The organism is [Empedobacter] haloabium (genome assembly GCA_008011715.2).
In the GTDB taxonomy this organism is placed as follows: Bacteria; Pseudomonadota; Gammaproteobacteria; order Burkholderiales; family Burkholderiaceae_D; genus Rugamonas; species Rugamonas haloabia.
Genome location: CP136508.1, coordinates 429890 through 444372 on the forward strand (window position 1 = coordinate 429890; position 14483 = coordinate 444372).

Annotated in this window: 14 protein-coding genes; 11 read left to right on the plus strand and 3 right to left on the minus strand. The window is 66.1% G+C overall.

Annotation, left to right across the window (positions count from 1 at the left end):
• Positions 1–16: 16 nt before the first annotated feature.
• Positions 17–928, minus strand: a complete 912-nt coding sequence (gene kdgD, locus E7V67_001880) for a 5-dehydro-4-deoxyglucarate dehydratase (GenBank protein WUR13880.1) — start codon at positions 926–928, stop codon at positions 17–19.
• Positions 929–1359: 431 nt separating this feature from the next.
• Between kdgD and E7V67_001885 the strand changes: the two genes are divergently transcribed.
• Entirely contained in the window at positions 1360–1665 is a 306-nt protein-coding gene (locus tag E7V67_001885; protein WUR13881.1) for a hypothetical protein, read from the plus strand.
• Between the two features lie 105 nt (positions 1666–1770).
• On the opposite strand, the gene E7V67_001890 is transcribed toward E7V67_001885, so the two are convergent.
• A complete protein-coding gene (locus E7V67_001890) occupies positions 1771–2502 on the minus strand; it encodes a FadR/GntR family transcriptional regulator (GenBank protein ID WUR13882.1) in 732 nt (243 codons plus the stop codon).
• A gap of 161 nt (positions 2503–2663) precedes the next feature.
• Here E7V67_001890 and E7V67_001895 point away from each other — a divergent pair, with 161 nt between their 5' ends.
• The 10 genes from E7V67_001895 (at position 2664) to E7V67_001940 (ending at position 12642) form a co-directional block, all read left to right on the plus strand.
• Positions 2664–3020, plus strand: coding sequence for a hypothetical protein (locus tag E7V67_001895; GenBank protein ID WUR13883.1), 357 nt, complete (start codon positions 2664–2666; stop codon positions 3018–3020).
• A 73-nt stretch (positions 3021–3093) separates the two neighbouring features.
• Complete coding sequence (locus tag E7V67_001900; GenBank protein WUR13884.1) at positions 3094–3864, plus strand: DeoR/GlpR family DNA-binding transcription regulator; 771 nt, start codon at positions 3094–3096, stop codon at positions 3862–3864.
• Complete coding sequence (locus tag E7V67_001905) at positions 3861–5006, plus strand: MFS transporter (GenBank protein ID WUR13885.1); 1146 nt, start codon at positions 3861–3863, stop codon at positions 5004–5006. The genes E7V67_001900 and E7V67_001905 overlap by 4 nt, the downstream gene beginning before the upstream one ends.
• Before the next feature lie 126 nt (positions 5007–5132).
• Positions 5133–5477, plus strand: a complete 345-nt coding sequence (locus E7V67_001910; protein ID WUR13886.1) for a hypothetical protein — start codon at positions 5133–5135, stop codon at positions 5475–5477.
• Between the two features lie 259 nt (positions 5478–5736).
• The gene (locus E7V67_001915) at positions 5737–6276 is read left to right on the plus strand and encodes a DUF488 domain-containing protein (GenBank protein WUR13887.1); all 540 of its coding nucleotides are present in this window, start codon (positions 5737–5739) and stop codon (positions 6274–6276) included.
• Positions 6277–6566: 290 nt separating this feature from the next.
• Positions 6567–7334, plus strand: a complete 768-nt coding sequence (locus E7V67_001920) for a hypothetical protein (protein WUR13888.1) — start codon at positions 6567–6569, stop codon at positions 7332–7334.
• A 33-nt stretch (positions 7335–7367) separates the two neighbouring features.
• Positions 7368–8078 carry a hypothetical protein gene (locus E7V67_001925; protein WUR13889.1) on the plus strand — a complete coding sequence of 237 codons (711 nt, stop codon included), beginning with the start codon at positions 7368–7370 and terminating at the stop codon, positions 8076–8078.
• Positions 8078–9235 (plus strand): cupin domain-containing protein, encoded by a 1158-nt coding sequence (locus E7V67_001930; protein WUR13890.1) that lies wholly within the window; start codon positions 8078–8080, stop codon positions 9233–9235. Before E7V67_001925 ends, E7V67_001930 begins: the two co-directional genes overlap by 1 nt.
• Before the next feature lie 4 nt (positions 9236–9239).
• A complete protein-coding gene (locus E7V67_001935) occupies positions 9240–10490 on the plus strand; it encodes an HlyD family efflux transporter periplasmic adaptor subunit (GenBank protein WUR13891.1) in 1251 nt (416 codons plus the stop codon).
• A 1-nt stretch (position 10491) separates the two neighbouring features.
• Positions 10492–12642: a peptidase domain-containing ABC transporter gene (locus E7V67_001940; protein WUR13892.1), complete on the plus strand. Its 2151-nt coding sequence runs from the start codon at positions 10492–10494 to the stop codon at positions 12640–12642.
• 22 nt (positions 12643–12664) lie between these two features.
• On the opposite strand, the gene E7V67_001945 is transcribed toward E7V67_001940, so the two are convergent.
• Positions 12665–14437, minus strand: a complete 1773-nt coding sequence (locus E7V67_001945; protein WUR13893.1) for a serine hydrolase domain-containing protein — start codon at positions 14435–14437, stop codon at positions 12665–12667.
• Positions 14438–14483: the final 46 nt, after the last annotated feature.

The window sequence follows — 14483 nt, forward strand, 5'->3', positions numbered from 1 at the left end:
AGCACTACAGACGCCGTTATTGCGGGCCCTGGGCACGCATCAGTTTCTCCAGCATCGCGTATTCCTCTTCCGTCAGGTCGGTCAGCGGTGCGCGCACCGGACCGGCGTCGTAGCCGGCGATCTTCGCGCCCGCCTTGACGATCGACACCGCGTAGCCGGCCTTGCGGTTGCGGATGGCCAGGTACGGCAGGAAGAATTCGTCCAGCAGGCGGTTCTGCGTCTCGCGGTCGTCGGCGGCCACGGCGTGGTAGAAGTCCATGGCCAGCTTCGGCATGAAGTTGAATACCGCCGACGAGTATACCGGGGTACCGAGCGCCTTGTAGGCCGCGGCGTACACTTCCGCCGTCGGCAGGCCGCCCAGGTAGCTGAAGCGGTCGCCCATGCGGCGCCAGATCGAGACCATCAGTTCGATGTCGCCGATGCCGTCCTTGAAGCCGATCAGGTTCGGATTGCGCGCGGCCAGGATCTCCAGCGAGTCGGCCGTCAGGCGGCAGTTGCCGCGGTTGTAGACGACCACGCCGAAGTCCACCGACTTGCAGACCTCTTCCACATGGCGGATCAGGCCATCCTGGCTGGCTTCGGTCAGGTAGTGCGGCAGCAGCAGGATGCCTTGCGCGCCCACGCGTTCCGCTTCCTGCGCATAGGCGATGGCCGCGCGGGTCGGGCCGCCGGCACCGGCCAGGATCGGCACCTTGCCGCGGCAGGTGTCGACGGCGGTCTTGATGATGTCGGTGTATTCGTTCGGGGTCAGCGAGAAGAACTCACCCGTGCCGCCGGCCGCGAACAGGGCGGACGCGCCATACGGTGCCAGCCATTCCAGGCGCTTGGCGTAGGTGTCGGCGCGGAAGTCGCCGTTGGCGTCGAAGTCGGTCACCGGGAACGACAGCAGGCCATGGGACAGGACGGTTTGGAGTTCTTTGGGTTGCATGAGTCTACTCGCTTCTAGGTCAGGGGGATCGAGGATAAGGGTCATCGTTGTATGACATCGTACAACCTAAAACGGGCGGCTGCAAGCGTTTTGGTTGCCACCGGAATGATGGGGTCGGACCCGCCGGGTCCGACCCCAGCCTTTCGCTTGGGCTTCTACTTCGCGGCGGCTTCCCCACAAGAGACCTTGGCGGGGCAACTGTGCGCTGCCGCGCCCCGGGTCCACGCGGGCGCCCGGCAGGCGTTGGAGCAAAACAGCGCCGACGACGTTTGCGTTGGCACAGGGCGCCCTGGGGGCTCGTCCCAATAGGACCAAGTCAGCAGCCGGCCATTGTCATCCCGCGTCAAGCTGACTGCGCCGACGCGGGACCCGGGCACGGTGTAGCGGCCATAGTTGCGTGGATCGGGATGGTGCGGCGGCAGGATGGGCCATTGCTCGGCCTGCCAGATCTCCTGGAAGGCCGCGCTCGTGAGTTCCCAGTTGCCCTTGAATTCGACGCGCGCGCTGAGCTCGCGCGGCGCGTCGGGTGCCAACTTGATGACGACCTGGACAAGTGCTTCCTGGCCGCGATCGCCGGCACCCGGAATCCTCCCGGCAAATTTGTAGATGACTGCCGCGCCCGGTATTGCGTCGTGACTGCCGGCGCGGCAAACAAGGCCTTGAGCCGCTCCTCAATGGCGGCATCGTCTTCCAGCAAACATGACGAGCGCAATGCGGCCTTCAGGTTGACCAGATAATCCCGCTCCGTTTGCAACGACACGGCGCCAGGGCAGGGCAGGTCCGCCGCGTGCACCACGCCGACGGCGCAAAGCAACGCGGCTGCCAGCCCGGCGGCACGCATGTCACAGCGCCGCCGCGGTCTCTTCCTGCGCCTTGCGCAGCCGCTCGCGGCTGTTGGAGAGGTGGGTGCGCATCGCCGCGCGCGCCCCTTCCGGGTCGCGCCGCAGGATGGCGTGGTAGATGTCCTCGTGTTCGCGGTTGACGCGCTCCAGGTAGACGGCCGGATCGTCGTGCGCCAGTTGCGCCGAGTTGACGCGCGCGCGCGGGATGATCGTCGTGCCCAGGTGGGTCAGGATGTCCACGAAGTAGCGGTTGCCGGTCGCCTGCGCGATCAGCAGGTGGAACTGCACGTCCGCCTCGACCGAGCCGCCTTGCACGATGCGCTCGAGCGCGGCGGCCATCTCGCGCGCCTGCTCGTCGGTGCGGCGCGACGCCGCCAGCCAGGCCGCTTCCGTTTCAAGGCTGATGCGCAGCTCCAGGATCGCCAGCACGTCGCCGATGGTGCGGATCGTGTCCGCCGAGATCAGCAGCGGCGGGGCGGGCGGCTCCAGCACGAACGTGCCGATGCCGTGGCGCGTCTCGACCAGGCCGGCGGCCTGCAGGTGCGAGATGGCCTCGCGCACCACGGTGCGGCTGACGCCGTGCAGTTCCATGATCACGGACTCGGTCGGCAGCTTCTCGCCGGGCTTCAGCACGCCGTCGCGAATGCTGGCGCTGATGCTCTCGACCACGCCCTGGGCAAGGTTGCGGTGGCGCCGTTTCGGCGGCGTAACGGTGGCGGTCAGGTCGGACATGGCGGTGGGCTGGAAAGGGAAGTGATCATTATAGCAGCAGCGCTGCGGCCCTCCCCAAGTTGTACGATGACCACCGGGCTAAAAAGCGCAGGTGTTTCCCGACTGCTGCTATACTGTATAAACGTACAGTATTATTTCTTGGGTGCATCATGAGAATCAAAATGGTCAAACTGCGCATGGGCGGCATTTCGCTGCCCAGCCGCGTCCTGGGCGACCGCGCCGCGCCCCGCTTTGGCGAATTGCGCATCCTCGATACGGACGACCAGGGCCTGCGCCGCCCCGTCAAGCTGGCGCGCCTGATGGAGCACGGTTCGCCGGTGATCCGCGAAACCCTGCTGGAGCCGCGCATCCTGTGGTGTGGCGACGGCCGCTTCACCTTGACCGGCTTCGAACGTATCCGCAACCGCAACGGCGAAATCGTCGAGTACGCGCAGTCGTGGCTGTGCGAGATCGACTTCAGTCCGCCACCGGAAGCGCCGCGCGAAACTTTGCGGGCCGCCCCCTATAAAGATCGTTGATGCACGTTTATGCGTTTTCTTTGCACGTTTGTTCGTGTATGCTTGCGCTATTCGAACCACCCGGAGTGCAAGCATGCAATTGGCAGAGGAACGGCGGCGCCTGATCGGCGAAGCGGTAGACCGTGAAGGCAAGGTGCTGGCGGCCGAGCTGGCCCAGCGTTTCCAGACGTCCGAGGACACGATCCGGCGCGACCTGCGCGACCTGGACCTGGCCGGCCGGCTGCGGCGGGTGCACGGTGGCGCCGTGCGCCGTGCCGGCGGCGAGGCCAGTTTCGGCCAGCGCGAAGGTGCGGCGTTACAGCGCAAGGCACTGCTGGCGCAGGCATTGCGGTCCCTGCTGCAGCCGGGCGACACGGTGCTGATCGATGCCGGCTCCACCAACCTGGCGCTGGCCCGGCAGCTGGACGACGGCTGCGCCGCGACGATCGTCACCAACAGCCCGCACATCGCGCTGGCCCTGGGCGAATTTCGCCAGACCCGGGTGATCCTGCTGGGCGGCACATACTCGGCCCAGTGTGGCGCGGTGCTGGGCGCGCGCACGCTGGCCGACATCGAACAGCTGCGCGCCGACCTGTGCATCGTCGGCCTGTGCGGCCTCGACAGCCGCCGGCTGGGCGCCTCCGACGGCGAGGAAGCCATCCTGAAGCGCGCGATGCTGGCCGGCAGCGCGCGCCGTGCCGCCGCCGCGCTGAACGAGCGCTTCGGTGCGCCGTCACCGTTTTTCCTGGGCATGCCCAACGAGCTGGACCATCTGGCCGTCGAGGCGGACCTGCCGGCGCAGCACGTCGCGGCCCTGCGCGACGTGGCCGGCGGCCCCGAACTGCTCTTCGCGGAGCGCGCATGAGCGCAAAGCACATCGGCGCCGCGCGCTGGGCGATTTCCGCCATCTTTTTATTGAACGGTGCCGGCGTCGGCCTGTGGGCCGCGCACGTGCCCGTGGTGCAGGCCCGGGCCGGCCTCGATACCGGCGTGCTGGGCATGCTGCTGCTGACGATCGCCGCCGGCGCCATGGCCGCGATGCCGGTGGCCGGCTGGCTGACCACGCACTGGGGCACCCGTCGCACCACCTTGTGGGCCGCCTTCGTGTTCGCCGTCATGACCGCGCTGCTGATCGGCACGTCGCACGTGGCCGCGCTGTTCGTGGCCGCGTTCGCGTTCGGCGCGTCCAATGGCGCGCTGGACGTGTCGATGAACGCCAACGCCAGCGAGGTGGAGATCGCGCGCGGCGTGCCGACGATGTCGTCGTTCCACGCCTTCTTCAGCCTGGGCGGGCTGGTCGGCGCGGCCGGCGGCGGGCTGATCGTCGAGCACGGTTTTGGGGACGGCCGCGGCGCGCTGGCGTTCAGTGTCGTCACCATCGTGGCCGTGCTGCTGACGGCGCCACGCGTGCTGCACACGGCCGCCAGCGGCGCTGGCGGCAGCCACTTCGCGCTGCCGCGCGGCCCCGCCCTGTTCCTTGGGCTGCTGGCGCTGCTGTGCATGGCGGTGGAGGGCGCGCTGGTGGACTGGAGCGCATTGCTGATGACGGAACGTACCGGCGCCACGCCGGGCGCGGCGGCCCTGGGCTACTCGGCGTTCTCGATCGCGATGGCCGCCTGTCGCTTTGCCGGCGACCGCCTGACGGTGCGCTTCGGCTCGCCCACCCTGATGGTCGTCGGCGGCTTGTCGATGTTGCTGGGCTTGCTGATCGCCGTGACGAGCACGCATCACGCCTTGTCCGCCGTCGGCTTTGCGCTGGTAGGGCTGGGCGCGGCCAATGTCGTGCCGCTGATCTTCGCGGCTGCCGCCAACATTCCCGGCATGGCGCCCGGCATCGGCGTGGCGACGGCCGCCACCGTCGGCTACACGGGCCTGCTGCTGGGCCCACCGGTGATCGGCTGGATCGCCGCCCAGACCAATATCGCGGTGGCGCTGGGCTCGCTGTCGCTGGCGGGTGTCGTGATCGCGTTGAATGCGCGGGTGGTGCGGACGGCGGGGGCACGCTGAACGATGCCGCTGAAAGTTCCCTCGGTCGTCGGCTTCCTTGAGCGGCACCAGCAACGCGGCAGATGCCGCAGCAAGCGGACAGGCAGCTGCTACCCTTGACAGAGCCACCGGACGAAAGGAGCCAGCATGACACCGCAACAGGCAGCGCAACTCCTCGAGCAACTGGCCCTGGGCATCGACCCGCGCACCGGGGTGTCCCTGGCCGAACACGACGCCTGCACGACGCCGGATGTGATCCGCGCCTTGTTCATCGCCCGCAATGCGCTGCAAGGCAAGCTGGAGCCGGCGCGCAAGGCGCCGGTCGTGCGTAACGGTGTCACGCTGGCCAATGTGGGCAAGAAATGGTCCGGCGAGGAAGTCGATACGCTGCTGCAGGAATTCCAGGCCGGCGCGCTGCCGGACCGCGAAAGCGGCTACACGCTGCTGAAGGCGCAGCGACCGGATACGACGATGGTGCCATCCGGTCAGTGAGGGATGGGGTTGCGGAGGCACTCGTCCGCGGTCGGTGCCGCGCCGAGTTCATCGTGTAGAGGACATCCGCCGGCAGGTCCGTGACCGTCTTGCGCTCGCCCAGGCGGATCCGGAACGGTGGCGTTGCTTCCATATAGCGGCAAATCCGCTCCTTGACGCCGTTGGCTCATGTGTTCGGCTCGGGTCGGGAAGAGGGCGCCGCTGTCCGGCCACCTGGACCAGAATACAGCCTGTCGCCCCAAGCTCGCGCACGCGAACCATGACGCAAACAGTATTTACGATAGGCCACTCCAACCGCCCCATCGAGGAATTCATCGCCCTGCTGGCCGAACAGCGCATCGGCACGCTGATCGATATCCGCACGGTACCGAAGTCACGCGCCAACCCGCAGTTCGGCCAGGACCAGCTGCCGCCGGCGCTGGCCGCGGCCGGCATCGCTTACCAGTACATCGCCGCCCTCGGCGGTCTGCGCCACGCCCGCAAGGATTCACCCAACAGCGGCTGGCGCAACAAATCGTTTCGCGGCTATGCCGACCATATGCAATCGGACGAGTTCCTGGCCGGCGTGGAAACCGTGCTGGTCCTGGCCAGCGACCGCCGCTGCGCCCTGATGTGCGCCGAGGCGGTGCCGTGGCGCTGCCACCGTTCGATGGTCGCGGATGCGCTGGCGGTGCGCGGCATTCCGGTCGAGCACATCATCAACCGGGGCAAGACCCGGCCGCACGTGCTGACCTCGTTCGCCCTGGTTGAGGGCACGCGCATCGCGTATCCGCCGCCGGACAACCTCGAGTGCTGCTGACCGGCAGGCCCGAGCTCCGGGCCAGTTGCCGTCATCCCTATTTCAAATTTCGAACGTAAAGTCGCGCACGACTATTCACATAGTATTTTGTGCAGCGATGTGGCGCTGTCAATGTGCCGTGATTATCACCAAGCTGCTCTGCTTTCAATATATTGTGGAAAAAATAATACTATTCCAAAAAAAATCTTGCTCGCTGTTGAGTACTGAATAGGAATCGTTATCATGCTGAGCGTGTTCCAACCGAAGCAACTTTAACCAGCCACCCGGCCAGACTTTTAGAGGAGATTCGTATGCGGCATTTCAGCGGTGAGTTCGATGGTGTACGCCTGTTGATGGAAGATGAACTGGATTTGATCGCCGGCGGTGACGGCGAGGACGGCGACGAGAATCCGACCACCACCATGCCGACCGTCACGGTCGTCGGCAATCGCGACAATACGAAGTCCTATTTCATGCCCAACTTGTTCATTTGGGGCGGTGGCGGCGTGGGATATGGCGGACCGGTGCCGGAACCGACCGACGAAAGCGCTGTCCGCGTCGACGTCAAGATCACCCGGCCATTGACCGCCGACGAACAGAAAGCGGTCGACGCCCTGGTCAAGAGCGTGCAGGATACGACGAACGCGGTGGCCGCGATTCCCGATAACGCCCGTGTGACGCTGTCCAACGGCCAAAGCGTCACCGGTGCCGAGCTGAAGCAGATCTGGGCCAAGACCGACATTGTCGTCAACGAGCAGGGTTTCACTTACCGCAACGGCACCACGCGTGGCGAAGCCGATTACGCCGGCGGCAACCCGCAGGTGAGCTTCAATATCGATAACCTGACCGGTTATGCGGCCAACCCGGGCGGCACGAATTATCTGCCCCTGCATGAGTTGGGCCATATGACCAATGCCGGCCGCACCGAAAACGAGCGCCTGGCCAACGGCCAGTCCACGAACGACATGAACGAGCGGGTCGCCAATGACATCGCCTGGGCGATCGCTTCCTATTCCAATATGCCGATCCTGCAGAACCCAGGCAGCGGCTATGACGCCAACCATCCTGGCTTCCGTTGACCCGTCAGGGCCGAACCGCTCGGGAGTCCGCAGATGAATAACCGTTTTACCAAGATACTCTCGGCAGTGGCCGCGGCCAGCGTGCTGGTCGCCTGCCCGGCAGCCGCGCAGAGCGCGGCGCCGGCGCAGGCGGCCTGTGCCGCTACGGCGAGCCGGGCAGCGGGTCTGAAATTTGTTCCGCTGAGCGAATCGCTGTCCGAGCTGTCGATCAGCGTCGCTGGCAGCCAGGACCGACTAAAATTGGCCCACGCCGCGCTGCTGCAAGGACCTTGCGCCAGCGATGCGGCGGCAACCCGGATGAGTCTGGTGTTATTCAAGGATGGCACGGTCTTTGCCGCCCATGCGAACGACCGCTTCAGCCATTCGCCCAACTTGACAGGGCAGAAGCTGGGCATCCATCCCGCCGGCGATCCTCATCCGGCCCTGCCGCAGGGCCGCTTCATCATGGCATCCCAGGTCGACAAGGCCAGGACGGCGGCTGGGGAGCATGCGCTGGACGTGGGTGTGTGGCAAGCCAACGGCGCATATGTCGTTGCCGCTTATACGCAGCATGCGGGCGTATTCAGTGCGCCGGTGGAATTGCTTCGCTCGACCCAGCCGATCAGGAGCGTGACGTATTTTCCTTCTCCCGATTCCAATTCGGGAACACTGGGCCTGCTGGCCGACCGTGGCGACAGCCTGGCTTCGATCAACCTGGACTGGAACCACGAAGCATTGTCCCGCACCCTGAGGGCACAGAAATAATGCTGATCGACTTCCGTTATTCCTATGACGAGTTCCAGAGCGGCTTTTTCGAGAAAAAGCCGCTGTTGCTGGAAGGGGCGTTCACGCCGCCAGGCGATCCGGTCCGGATCATCGACAATGCCCTCGACGTGGTCGATCCCGAGGAAACCTATCTGAAGGTGTTGAAGAATGCCGAGCGGATCGACCAGCGCCAGCTGATCGAGGAATATACCGACATCGGCATCCGGCGCCGCCGCATCCGCAAGGAAGCGTTGTACCGCTGCCTGGCCGACGATGCGTCGCTGGTGTTGAACCGCATCGACCTGTATTCGCAGGCGGTGTCCGATATTTGCCTGCAGGTGTCGCGCTTTGCCCGGGCCCAGGCGTCGGCGAACGCCTACGTGTCGTTCGGCCGCGAGCCCGCCACCGATATTCACTGGGACCGGCACGATATTTTCGCCGTCCAGATGTTTGGCGAAAAACGCTGGCTGGTGTACGAGCCGACGTTCCAGCTGCCGCTCAATTCCCAGGTCAGCGCCGAGAAAAAGGCCCAGGCGCCGCAAACGCCGGTGCTCGACATCGTCCTGAAAGCCGGCGACGTGCTGTATCTGCCGCGCGGCTGGTGGCACAAGGTGGCGCCGGTGGACAACCGGCCGACCTTCCACCTGGCGGTCGGTGCCCATACGCCGCTGCTGCTGGACTACCTGGTCTGGGCCTGCGGTAACAAGCTGCCCGATCACCTGGCGTTCCGCAAATCCGTCAATGGCATCGAAGCGGGCGACGGCCAGCTCGAACAGGCCATCGCGGTACTGGCCGACATCCTGGCCAATCCTGCGACCTTGCAGGACTTCCGTCGCCGTGCGCAGTCGCGCGAACGCGTCAACAGCCATGTCGCCCTGGCCGACCTGTTCCTGCCGCGGCGCGAAGACGAGACGCGCCGCCGTGTCCTGCAGCTCAATTCACGTTATGCGTTCGATGGCGGTTCGGTCGTTGTGAACGGCCAGCGCCACGTGTTGACGACGGCCGAACGCATGGCGGTCGGCTTCATTGCGGCACACCCGGGCGCCAACGCGGGGCAAGTGGCCGATGCGATCGCACAGCAGGGCGTGGTCGATGGCGCCGGCGTGCTGGCCGCCTTGCTCAAGCGCGACATCATTTCGCACCAGGTGGAACTGTAGCGGCATGTCGGGTACGGAGATCTTTCGGCCGGAAGCGGTGTCGTTCAGACAGAAGCGGCTCTACGGCAACATTACGGTGGTCGCGGAGCCGACCGCGAACTACGTCGTCATCGCGCTGTGCGCGGCCGCCGCGCTGGCGATCGGCGCCGCCGCCTTCGGCGAATATGCGCGCACCGAGGCGGCAAGCGGCATCGTAACCACGAGCAAGCCGCTGGCCAAGATCCTGGCGCCCAAGCCCGGCATCGTCCAGGACGTGTCGGTCAAGGAGGGCCAGCACGTCAAGGCAGGCGACAAGCTGCTCGTGGTCTCGGTCGACACCCCGCTCGGCAATGACGAAAGCTACAGCCAGGAGAACCTGCGCTCGCTGGAACGCCAGGCCGCGTTGACGGCCGACCAGCTGGGCGTCATACGCGCGAACATGCTGGTCGAACGCAACCGGCTGGAAGGCGAGCTGGCTTATTCCACCGACGAGCTGTCCCAGATCGTGGCGCAGATCGAGATGCAGCGCCAGCTGGCGAAGTCGCTCGAGACGACCTTGTCGAAATGGGAGTCGCTCGTCAAGCAGGGCTATTTCAGCCAGTACACGCTGGATGAGAAACGCCAGGAATTCCTGGAACACCAGCAGAACCTCTCCAAGCTGATGCAGCAGCAGTCGTCCGTGAAGGCGCGCATCGCCAATCTGAAGGCGCAGCTGGTGGCGCTGGGCAGCGCAGAGCGCAAGCAGGTCAACGAAAACCGCATCCAGACCGAGTCGATCCGCCAGAACTCTTCCGCCGCCAAAGCTGCCGGTCATTACGTGGTGACGGCGCCGATCAGCGGCACGGTGTCGTCGCTGATGGCCATTCCAGGCAAATCGCTGCGCTCGCAGGGCCTGGTGCTGAACATCATTCCCGACGACACGAGCTTCGAGGCGGAGCTGTTCGCGCCGTCCCGCGCCGTCGGCTTCATCGAGCCCGGCCAGAGCGTGCGCCTGCTGTACGACGCCTTCCCGTACCAGAAGTTCGGCTCCTACGCGGGAACGGTCGTGCAGGTATCGAAAAGCGCCATCGCGCCCAGCGATATCGACGTGCCGCTGAACCTGCAGGAAGGCGTGTACCGGGTCCGCGTCAAGCTGCAGCAGGAGCACGTGGCCGCATACGGCAAGACATTTCCCCTCCAGGCCGGGATGGCGCTGAAAGGCAATATCGTCCTGGAGCGGCGTTCGTTCCTCGACTGGCTCCTGGAACCAATCAGAACAGTTCGAGACAGGGTTTAGCATGTTCGGTACGCAGGCGGAAGTGGTACGCCAATCGGTCGCTGGCGAGTGTGGGCTGGCCTGCATGGCGATGGTCGCCAGCCATTTCGGCTTGAAGGTCGACCTGCACACGCTGCGCCGGCGTTTTCCGTTGTCGGCCCGCGGCCTGTCGCTGAAGGCGCTGATCGGGATCGCCGACCAGCTCAAGTTTCACTGCCGGCCGTTGCGGGCGGACCTGCCGGCCCTGGACAAGCTGCAACTGCCGGCGATCCTGCATTGGGACCTGAGCCACTACGTGGTGCTGGAAAAGGTGCAGCCGGGCGTCAAGGGCACCGTGTATACGGTGGCCGATCCAGCCCGCGGCCGGGTGCGCCTCACCGAAGACGAGGTGTCGCGCCACTTTACCGGCGTCGTTGTCGAGCTCGCGCCGGCGGCCCAGTTCGCACGCGGCAATTTTGTCCGCCACCTGAAGATCCAGCAATTGTGGACGCGCATTACCGGCGCCTCGGCGGCCTTGACGCGCATCCTGTCGCTGTCGCTGGTCATGCAGATCGCCACGCTGGCGCTGCCGTTCTGCATGCAGATCGCCATCGACAGCGCCTATCCGAACCAGGACACGGCGCTGCTGACGGTGTTGGCACTGGGGTTTTCGGGAGTGGTGCTGTTGAACGTGGCATCGTCCTGGCTGCGCAGCCGCCTGGTGCTTTCACTGAGCAACACCGTCTCGCTGCAAAGCGCGGTCAACCTGTTCCGGCACACCATCTTCCTGCCGGTCGCCTGGTTCGAGCGCCGCCACCTGGGCGACGTGGTGTCGCGCTTCAGCTCCCTGCAGCCGATTTCCGACCTGCTCAGCCGCGGCCTGGTGGGCGCTGTCGTCGACGGCGTGCTGGCGCTGACGACGCTGTGCCTGATGATGGTCTATTCCCCGCTGCTGACGTTCCTGGCCTTCGTCGTGGTACTGATCTATGTGATCGTCAAGCTGGTGTATTTCCACTCGATGAAGTCGATGAACCTCAACCTGCTGACGGCGCAGGCGCAGGAAACCAGTTCCTTCATCGAGAACATCCGCGGCATCGAGACGATCAAGGCCTTTTGCCAGGAGAAGAACCGGCAGCGCATCTGGCAGAACCGCAAGTCGGAATACATCACGGCGTCGACCCGGTTCGGCTATCTGTCGTCCGGCTTCGACGCGGCGAATTACCTGCTGACGGGCCTGGAGAGCATCGCCTTCACCTATATCGCCATCCGCATGGCGATCGGCGGCTCCATCACGGTCGGGATGATCTTCGCGTTCCAGGCGTTCAAGCAGAATTTCCTCGGCGCCGTGCTGCGCCTGGTGGACCAGGTGATCAACTTCGTGCTGCTGCGGGTGCACCTGGACCGGCTGGGCGAGATCGTCTTCGAGACACCCGAGACCGAATCCGAGGCGACGGAAGAGGACAAGGCGCTGGAACCCCTGCAGATCGAGCTGCGCAACGTGTCGTTCTCGTACGGCGCCGGCCTGCCGGCCGTCTTTCGCAACGTCAACCTGACGATCCGCTCCGGCGAGGTGGTGGCGATCGTCGGCCCGTCCGGCGCCGGCAAGACCACGCTGCTGAAGATCCTCTCCGGCCTGCTGCAACCGACCAGTGGCGAGATGCTGGTCAACGGCGTGCCGCTGGCGCGGTTCGGCGTGCGCCGCTACCGCAACCTGATCGGCGTGATGAACCAGGAGGACACGCTGTTCAGCGGCTCGCTGGCCGAGAACATCAGCTTCTTCGACCCCGATTACGAGATGCAGCACGTGATCACGTGCGCCCAGCTGGCCGCGATCCATCACGATATCCTGGCGATGAACCTGAAGTACGACACGCCGGTGGGCGACATGGGCAGCAGCCTGTCGGGTGGCCAGAAGCAGCGCGTGCTGCTGGCCCGTGCGTTGTACAAGCGACCCAAGGCGCTGTTGCTGGACGAAGGTACGGCGCACCTGGACCTGCAGACCGAGGCGCGCGTCAACCAGGCCTTGCGCGGGCTGGGCATGACGCGTGTGATCGTGGCGCACCGGCCGGATACGATCGCGCTGGCCGAGCGCACCATCACGGTGGCCAATGGCAGCGTGGGCGTCGATCCGCGCGCGGGGCTGGAGCTGTTGCGGGGAATGGTGGTGGAGCCGGCGCCGGTCACGCCGGCCTGACCGGCGCCGCGCGGCCGCCGGCTTACACCCATAGGCGCAGGGGCAAGAGCCCCCACGCCGCAAGCAGCAGGGCCGCCTGCAGTACCGCGAGCATCGCGATGGTGTCCGCGCCCAGCTGCTTGCGCCGCAGGCTCACGGCAAGGCCGCTGCACAGTGCGATCGGCAACAGCGCGGTGACGGCGGCCAGCAGCACGCTGGCCACCGTCATGTCGCCCAGCTGCAGCAATGGCTGCCGGTAGAACAGCGGCAGCGGCAGCAGCAGGGCCAGTGCGCCGGCATATGGCGCCAGCAAGGGGTCGCGGCGCGACAGACGCCGTGCCGCCAGCCGCGCGCTGCCGCGTACCAGGACCACCACCAGCCCCAGTACCCCGGCCCCGGCACTGGTCCACAGCCCCACCATGCGTGCCAGCGGGACCTGTTCGTACGTCTGCGTACCGTTCGTCAGCAGCCGGGTGCCGGCAGCCGAGGCGACGAGCGCGTGCGAGGGCAGCGTCTTGTCCGGCGCCTGGAGCAGCCCGCTCCCCACCTGCGTGAGCGCGACCGTCTTGCCCTGGAATGGGCGTAGCTGGATGCCCCCGCCGTCGCTGGTCAGCCGTACAAAGCTGAACAGGGTGTCCGCCAGCAGCATGGTGTCGAAGCGATTGGGCGATGGCACGTAGACGCCGAGCCAGGAGCTGACGTCCATCGTGACCGCTACCGGCTGCGCCGGCAGCGCCGGAGCCAGGGCCAACGCCCGGATGAACATTGCGTCGATGCGCTGGTAGTCGGCCGTTTCGCTGTCCGTATTGACCGCATAGAAGAACGCCTTGCGCGCCTCGGGAAACAGGCACAGCATCGCCCGGAAGCCGACGCCGTTGCCGCCGTGGCACTTGGCGACCTTGCCGTGACGGTCGAGCTTGCGCAGGCCCAGCGCATAGCCGACCGCCAGCCCTGCGTTCGCCGCTTCGGTACCGGCCGGCTCGCCCATCTGGCGCAGCAGCGCGGGAGCGATGAAGTCGCGTCCATCGACTTTGCCGTCGCCCATCAGGAAGCGCGCGAAGCGGCCCATGTCGGCGGCCGTGGTCGTGAACTGCCCGGCCGGGCGCACGTACGACGGTACCGCTGGCTGGGGCACACCGTGTTCGAAGTGGCCCATGGCCAGCCGCGGGTCGGCGTGCTGGGCGACGAATTCGAACGTGCTGTCGCGCATGCCCAGTGGCGCGAGCAGTTGGGTGTCCAGGTAGCGCTCGTAGCGTTGGCCGGTGGTCGCCTCGATTGCCATGCCCAGCAGGGTGTAGCCCAGGTTGGAGTAGGAGGTGCGGGTGCCGGGCCGGCAGCGTACTCGCAACAGCTGGCTGCCTGCCGGGAAGGCCAGCGCCAGCGGGCCATCGGCGCGGGCCTTGGCACTGAAGACATGCCAGAAGCGCGCATCGTCCAGCCCGGCAGTGTGGTCGAGCAGGTGGCGCAGGCGTACCGGATCGCTCGCTTCCCACGGGTTGTCGAAACGGATGCCGGGCAGGATGTGGGCGACAGGGGTATCGAGCGCCAGCCGCCGCTCGGTGACCAGGCGCAGGATGCCCGCCGCCACCAGTGTCTTGGCGACCGAGCCGACGTGCACCCGCTGGTCGAGCCGCATCGGCGCGCGCGTGCGCGCATTGCTGGAGCCGGCGGCACCGGCTTCGTCCAGCGTCGTCCACACGACGCCATCGAGGTGCTGCTCGTGCAGCAGGGCAGCGATCCGGTGCGACAGGCCCGGTGTCGCATGGAGTGGCAACGCCAGCAGGAGCAGCGCCCATAGACTCAGCAGTTTTTTCAATGACGCACCCGATCAAGAAGGAGCGCCGAGCATACCGGCCTGCCGG